The following is a 6,501-nucleotide window of genomic DNA, read 5'->3' on the forward strand; positions in this document are numbered from 1 at the left end:
CAAGGCCATACCGAACCGAGGCCGAGCGACGTGACGCCTACCCACAGTGGCTCCACACCTACAATCACCACCGCGGACACACCGCGCTCAAGGGCTAACCACCCGCCAGCCGTGTCCCCAACCTCACGGGTCAGTACACCTAGGTCCTGTCCGATGGGTCGTCTACGTGGTCTGAGAGGATCGGATGGTTGGATCGAGTAGGGGTGCCGGTTGCCGAGCGTGCTGTGGCTGCCATATGACGCGAGTGCTCTCGCGGGCCTGGGTGTGGGCCGTGAGGCAGTGTCTGGGCTGGGCAAGCGAGGGTTGCCGGCCGACTGCAACCGCATGTTCGTGCGGGACGCGGGTCGGGAGCTGGAGGTCCGCGCCCTTCCGCCGGGTCGGGCTGCGTTCCTCGGCGCGTTCGAGGACGGCGTCAACACCTACTGGCTTGCTGATCGACAGCGGCGAAGTCTGGATGGTCCGCGGCTATGGCAGCGATGGGGGCCAGCAGTACGGGCTGGTCAACTCCTCGGTTGCTGGTCTGCAGAACGTCCTGGAGGTGTGGGAGGCGTTCTTCTGGTCGGGACGGAGCGATGCGGACGACGACTACGAGGACTACGTCGAAGACGTGCTTGAGCGGGCCCGGCAGAGCGATCCAGTGGTGTTCGAGGACAACGAAGCCTGGTGGTCACGCGTTCGAGGAAGTCGAGCTCGGCGTCCTGGTCCCGGAAGACCAATAGTCGAGGACATGGAAGTCACGGGCGGAGCCACAATCGGATCGCCGCGACCGTGACCGTCCCGTGGAAGAAATACGCCCTCTTGTCGTAGCGCGTGGCGACCGCGCGGAACGTCTTGAGCCGGTTGATGGTGCGCTCGACCTCATTGCGGCGCCGGTAGACCGTCGTGTTGAAGCCGGTGGGCCGGCCGCCCTTGCTGCCCCGCCGTTGGCGGTTGGCTCGCTGGTCCCTGGGTTCAGGGATCGTGTGCTTGACCTGCCGGCGCCGCAGGTTCCGGCGGTTTCGGCGCGAGGAATACGCTTTGTCGCCTCCAACGTGGTCTGGTCGGGTGCGTGGGCGTCCGCCACCCGGCCTTGGGACTTTGACCTGTTCGAGCACAGGTATGAACTGCGGGACGTCACCCCACTGTCCGGGCGTGATGATGAAGGCCAGCGGGCGACGCCCGCCCTCGCTGGCCAGGTGGATTTTGCAGTTCAGTCCTCCCCGGGAGCGGCCCAGGCCCTCGTCTGAACGGTGTCTGGCCGAGCGACTGCGCCGGCCCGGAACTCGTGGCGCGCGGGTGAGGGCACCGGCTGCGTGCTGGTGTGCTCGGCAGGACGTCGAGTCGACGCTCACCATGCTCCAGTCGATCCGGCCCTCCGCATCAGCGTCGGCTTGGACGGCCCGCAAGATCTTCTCCCACGTGCCGTCCGCCGACCACCTGCGATGACGGTCGTACACCGTATCCACGAGCAATAGTCAAGAGTTGTGGGTGGGCTGAGTTCAGCTTTCGCTGCGGTGGCTGAGGCTGGTCTTGGCGGTGTTGCGGATCCGCTTGGTGCGGCCCGCTTCGGCGAGGATCTTGTTCGCCTCGGTGTTCGTCGTGGCGGCGGTCTTGAGCTGGAGCCAGTTGGACGACGCAAGCAGGTCGTCCAACTGCCAGGGCAGTTCGAGCGTGACGGCGCGGAAGAGTGACCACTCCCGCAGGCGCTGAGCGAGGAAGGGGTGGTCGATCGTGGCCTGGGTCATCGCCTGCGCCCACCCCTCGTAGGCAGGACCGGGATGGAGGTCGGCGGCCCGACGGTCCAGGTGCCGCAGCACGGCGGACTGGGCCATCGTCTGGTCCGGATCGATGAGCACGCGGCTGACCAGGTCGACCTCGTCCGCGTCGGCGACCTGCTGCAAATGTTCGAGGTAGGCCGCGAAACGGACGTGTTCATCCGGGTTCTGCAGGATGTCGTGGAGGTTCATGCGGCCTGCTCCCCGCGCTCGGCCAGGACGCCGTTCTCGAAGCGTGCGCCGGCGCGGACCAGGGACACCAGGTGGGCTCCGGTGATCGCGCGCCATCGCGCCTGAGCGGACTCGACCAGCTTGAAAACCATCGCTAGCGCAGCCGCCGGGCTGCCGGCGCCGCGGGTGACCTTGGTGCGGAGCTTGACCGTGGAGAAGGTCGACTCGATGGGGTTCGTGGTTCGCAAGTGGATCCAGTGCTCGGCGGGGAAGTCGTAGAACGCGAGCAGCCCCTCCCGGTCCTCGGTGATCTTCGCGACGGCCTTGGGCCACCTGGCGCCGTAGGTGCGGGCGAAGGCCTCGATCGCCTTCTCGGCGTGGCCACGATCCTCCGCGTTGTAGATCTCCTGCATCGCCTTCAGAGCGGCAGGCTGCGCGGACTTGGGCAGGCAGTTGGTGACGTTGCGGGATTTGTGAACCCAGCACCTCTGCGGCCTGGCGGCTGGGAACACCTCGGCGAGCGCCCGCCACAGGCCCATGGCACCGTCCCCCATGACCAACTCGGGGTCGCGCATGCCGCGTCGGCGGCAGTCGCGCAGCAGGTCGGCCCACGACTCGGTGGACTCCCGCAGGCCCTCGGCCAGGGCGATGAGCTCCTTGGTGCCGTCCAGTCGGACGCCGAGCAGGACCAGGACGCACGAGTGAGCCTGGCCGAGGCGGATCTTCGGATGCACGCCGTCGGCCCAGACGTAGACGAAGTCGCGGTCCGACAGGTCCCGGTCCTGGAAGGCGGCGTGGTCGTCGTTCCGCTGCTTGGTCAGCCGGGTGACGGTGGCCGGCGACAGGCCCGCGGTGCCGCCGAGGAACTGCTCCAGGGCGGGGACGAAGTCGCCGGACGACAGACCGTGCAGGTAGAGCAGCGGCAGGACCTCGGAGATCTTCGGCGACTTGCGGCACCACGGCGCGAGGATCTTCGAGGAGAACCGCTTGCGCTCGCCGGTGGTGTCGTCGACGCGTCGGTCGTTCACCCGCGGCGCCTTGACCTCAACCGGGCCGGCCGCGGTGACCACGGTGCGGGGCTGGTGGTGGCCGTTGCGAACCACCAGGCGGTGCCCGCCCTCGTCGGTCTCGGCAGTCAACTCGGCTATGTACTGGTTGACTTCCGCTTCCAGCGCGGCGGCCAGCATCCGGCGAGCCCCCTCCCGGACGATCTCGTCGATCAAGGAGCCGGACTCGGTGGAGCCGTCGGCGTTCACTACGCTGAGCACTGGGCGTGCCTTCCCGACCCGCGCTGCAACGCGGGCCTACTCGGAGACCTTAAGGATCATTCGGGAAGGTACGCCCTCCGCGTGCCCTCCCGGAACCGATCCACAAGTCTTGAGCATTGCTCCGTATCCACTTGCCGAAGCGAGACGGCAGGTCTCTCCAGGGAAGGCCGGTCCGCTGTCTGAACCTGCCGGGTGAGGCCGTAGAAAGGGTTAGCCAAGATGCCCCCGTAGGATCCGGGCATGAACAGCAAGGGGTGGGGAGCCCTCTACGGGCTGTGCTTCGCTGTCGCGCTCGGCTGGTGTGCGACCGGGCTTGTCGAGGGCGGCTGCGAGTGGCGTTCCGACGGCCAACGTTGGGCGTGTGGGGTGCCGGACGGCTACGGCTGGTATGTCTGGGTCCTCGTCATCGCGTCTCTTTCATTCCCGCCGCTGTGCTGGACGATGATCCGCACAGACGACTGGCGACCGTCGCTGGGGTTCTCTGTGGGTGCTGCGGTTGCCTTGGGGATCACGCTGTCCGCAGGCACCACCCGAGGATTCTTGGTTCTGGCGGCAGTGGAGGCAGCCTTGGCTGTGGGAGTGCCGTTGATTCTTAGGAGGGTCGGGCGAGCGAAGGCGGGGGCGAAGAAGATCGGCAGGATCTCCAAGCCGCGTTGAACGCTCGCAGTCGCCGACCTGAGCGTCCGGAGTCGGGCGGGACGCAGAGTGGCGCGGCCACTGGTGATCATCGGTCTGTGAAGACTGAAGATCTAACGGTGGCCGCAGGTCACAGCATAGATCCTGCCCCTGGCAGGTGATGTTCGAGGTCCTGATGTCCCGGATAGCGGGCCGGTTCGTGCGGGTGGAACCCCGACGTGGGGTACGGGACGCGGTTCTGGGAATGCTGTCGGACCTGCCCCGCAAGAACTGCTGGACCATCGCCGAGTAGGCCGGGGAGACGATCCCGGACGGCATGCAGCACCTGCTGAACCGGGCCAAGTGGGATGCCGATGCGGTCCGCGACTACGTGGCCGAACACCTCCACGACGACCAGGCGGTCCTCGTGGTCGACGAGACCGGCAACGTGAAGAAGGGCACCCACACGGTCGGCGTCCAACGCCAGTACACCAGCACTCCGGGCAGGATCGAAGACTCCCAAGTCGCCGTCTACATGGTCTACGCAGGCCAGCGCGGTCATGCCGCGGTGGAGCGCGAGCTGTACATCCCATGCTCCTGGACCGACCAGCCCGACCGCTGCCGCGCGGCCGGACTCGACCCGGACACCGCGTTCGCGACCAAGCCCGAACTGGCCGTCCGCATGATCACCCGTTTCCTGGACACCGGCCACCACGCCCCCTGGGTGGCCGGCGACGAGGTCTACGGCGGCAACCCGAAACTGCGGACCACCCTGGAGGAACGCGCCACCGGCTACGTGCTCGCGGTGGCCCGCACCCACGAAGTCACCACTCGTGCCGGGAAGCTCCGCGCGGACGCCCTGGCCAAGGAGCTCCCCAAGCGGGCTTGGCAGAAGCTCTCCGCCGGGGCTGGCGCCAAGGGGCAACGCTTCTACGACTGGGCGGTCATCGATCTGCCCGACCCGCAGGCCGGGCACCGGCACCTGCTGATCCGCCGCACCCGCGCCCACTCCGCCGCGCTCCAGGCGCTCGGCTCCCTCCCGGTTCCACGCCGTCGCCCTGCTCGGCCCCTCCGAACACGCCCGCCACGCCGGACCGGACAACCTGATCCCGCTCACCTGCAACGAGATCGCGCGCCTGTTCATCACGCTCGTCGCCCAGCGCGTCCACGACACGGCCCAGCGGCTCCGCTGGTCCCACTGGCGACGCCGCCACCAGGCCCGATCCCAAGCAAGCCACTACCGTCGCCAGGCCGCTGCCCCAGCATGATCACGATCTACCGCTGGAGGACTAGCCTTCCAGACAAGGTCGGTGCGGGATTCTTCTACGCGGCACGGTCATTTCGCAGAGCCTGGATGAGCCAGGGGTACACCGGGATCAGGTTCGGTACTGCCTGCCAGCCGTTGACGATCCACACCAGCCGCCAGTATCGGTCCACCCGGGGATCGTGGGCCTCTTCGAACTGCTGGGCCATCCAGCGCCGGAATTCCGTGTCAGGGGTGCACGCGAGCACCTCGGCGAAGCGGTGCACGAGGTCATCGATGACGGTCGCGCTCCTGTCGCTGTGGGGGTCGATGCCCGAGTTCACGGCCTCGGTCACCTTCTGGCGGGTGAGTTCCATCAGTTCGTCGTCGGCATCGCATTCGATGTCGAGTGGGCGCCCGGCGGCCTGTCGTACAGCCGTCCGGCGCATCCGGGCACGGAAATCCTCGTCACCGACCAGCTCGGCGAGCTCTACCCAGGCGGCGACCTGCTCGCTGGTCGCGTCATCGGGGAGGTCAGGGGTGGCAGCGCGAACCATGGTCACCGCGGCCGGGTCGGCATCCCCCGTGCCGAAGGTGCCGTCCATGAAGTCGTCGATCAGACGTCGGCGTTCCTCGCCGGACAACTGTGTGAGTCTGTGCATGAGTGTGGTCTCCTCGGGACTGGCCTCGCGTCCGGCCAGGACTCGCAGAACGCTCCGACGCAGTTGCAGCACCCGGATCTGGACGTCCATGGCGTCGGCGTGCGCCGCGGCGACTTCCGCCACCGAAAGCTCGCGGTCCAGTACCCGTTGAATCGCGGCCAGGTCCATGCCCAGCTCGCGCAGGGTGCGCAGGAGTTCCAGACGACGCAGTGCGTCGAGGTCGTAGAGCCGGTAGCCGGCGGGGCTACGGGTGGTCGGCGCTATCACCCCCGAATCGGAGTAGAACCGGATGGTCCTCACGGACAAGCCGGTCCGCCGGGAAAGCTCCCCGATCAAGTAAAGGGTCGTAGCGTCCATGTCCCCCACTCTGCTGTCTCCAGCCGCTGGAGACTCAAGACCGTTGCCAAGCAGGTTGCACGACCTCTCGGGGCAGACCGGACGAAAGGGCGAGCGAAGCCTCGTCGAGGTCACCTACTCGGTTGCGTGCCCACGCTCGCGGGCGAGCCTTCCCTTCACCGTGGGCCGCCGCAAGCGCCCGCCGTGCCCCCGGTGGGCGCCCCCTAAGATTCGCCACCTCCCGGCCCCACCCTGCCGTCCCACGTTCAGCGGGCGTCCCTTGCCTCCGCCCCTTCTGGCCGGGGCGAGACTGGGAAGCCGTGTTACAAGGGCAACTCCTCTCACACGCACTGGTGTTATTGATCAGAAACTCATTGGGTTCAGGCTCGTTGACGGTGTGTGAGTGATCTGGTGGGGGATGCGCGGACCTGGTCGCCGGACGCGCAGGAGGC

Annotated in this window: 5 protein-coding genes and 2 pseudogenes; 3 read left to right on the forward strand and 4 right to left on the reverse strand. The window is 67.6% G+C overall.

Annotated elements, in window-relative coordinates; all coding sequences use genetic code 11:
- Positions 1-427: 427 nt before the first annotated feature.
- Positions 428-772, forward strand: a complete 345-nt coding sequence (locus tag ACZ4LX_RS37710) for an SUKH-4 family immunity protein (protein ID WP_467651843.1) — start codon at positions 428-430, stop codon at positions 770-772.
- Here ACZ4LX_RS37710 and ACZ4LX_RS37715 read toward each other — a convergent pair.
- The 3 genes and pseudogenes from ACZ4LX_RS37715 to ACZ4LX_RS37725 all read right to left on the reverse strand — a co-directional run.
- A pseudogene (locus tag ACZ4LX_RS37715) lies at positions 735-1,439 on the reverse strand (IS5 family transposase); the annotation flags it as partial. The gene ACZ4LX_RS37710 and the pseudogene ACZ4LX_RS37715 overlap by 38 nt on opposite strands.
- A gap of 39 nt (positions 1,440-1,478) precedes the next feature.
- Positions 1,479-1,946 carry a hypothetical protein gene (locus tag ACZ4LX_RS37720; RefSeq protein ID WP_467651844.1) on the reverse strand — a complete coding sequence of 156 codons (468 nt, stop codon included), beginning with the start codon at positions 1,944-1,946 and terminating at the stop codon, positions 1,479-1,481.
- Positions 1,943-3,193, reverse strand: a complete 1,251-nt coding sequence (locus tag ACZ4LX_RS37725) for an IS256 family transposase (protein WP_467651846.1) — start codon at positions 3,191-3,193, stop codon at positions 1,943-1,945. The genes ACZ4LX_RS37720 and ACZ4LX_RS37725 overlap by 4 nt, the downstream gene beginning before the upstream one ends.
- A 240-nt stretch (positions 3,194-3,433) precedes the next feature.
- Here ACZ4LX_RS37725 and ACZ4LX_RS37730 point away from each other — a divergent pair, with 240 nt between their 5' ends.
- Both ACZ4LX_RS37730 and ACZ4LX_RS37735 read left to right on the forward strand, forming a co-directional pair.
- Entirely contained in the window at positions 3,434-3,850 is a 417-nt protein-coding gene (locus ACZ4LX_RS37730; protein ID WP_467651848.1) for a hypothetical protein, read from the forward strand.
- A gap of 154 nt (positions 3,851-4,004) precedes the next feature.
- Positions 4,005-5,076 (forward strand): annotated as a pseudogene (locus ACZ4LX_RS37735) (IS701 family transposase).
- Positions 5,077-5,131: 55 nt separating this feature from the next.
- On the opposite strand, the gene ACZ4LX_RS37740 reads toward ACZ4LX_RS37735, so the two are convergent.
- A complete protein-coding gene (locus tag ACZ4LX_RS37740) occupies positions 5,132-6,070 on the reverse strand; it encodes a helix-turn-helix domain-containing protein (RefSeq protein WP_467651850.1) in 939 nt (312 codons plus the stop codon).
- Between the last annotated feature and the right edge of the window lie 431 nt (positions 6,071-6,501).

The sequence above is a fragment of the Streptomyces sp. NPDC026062 genome (assembly GCF_055568375.1).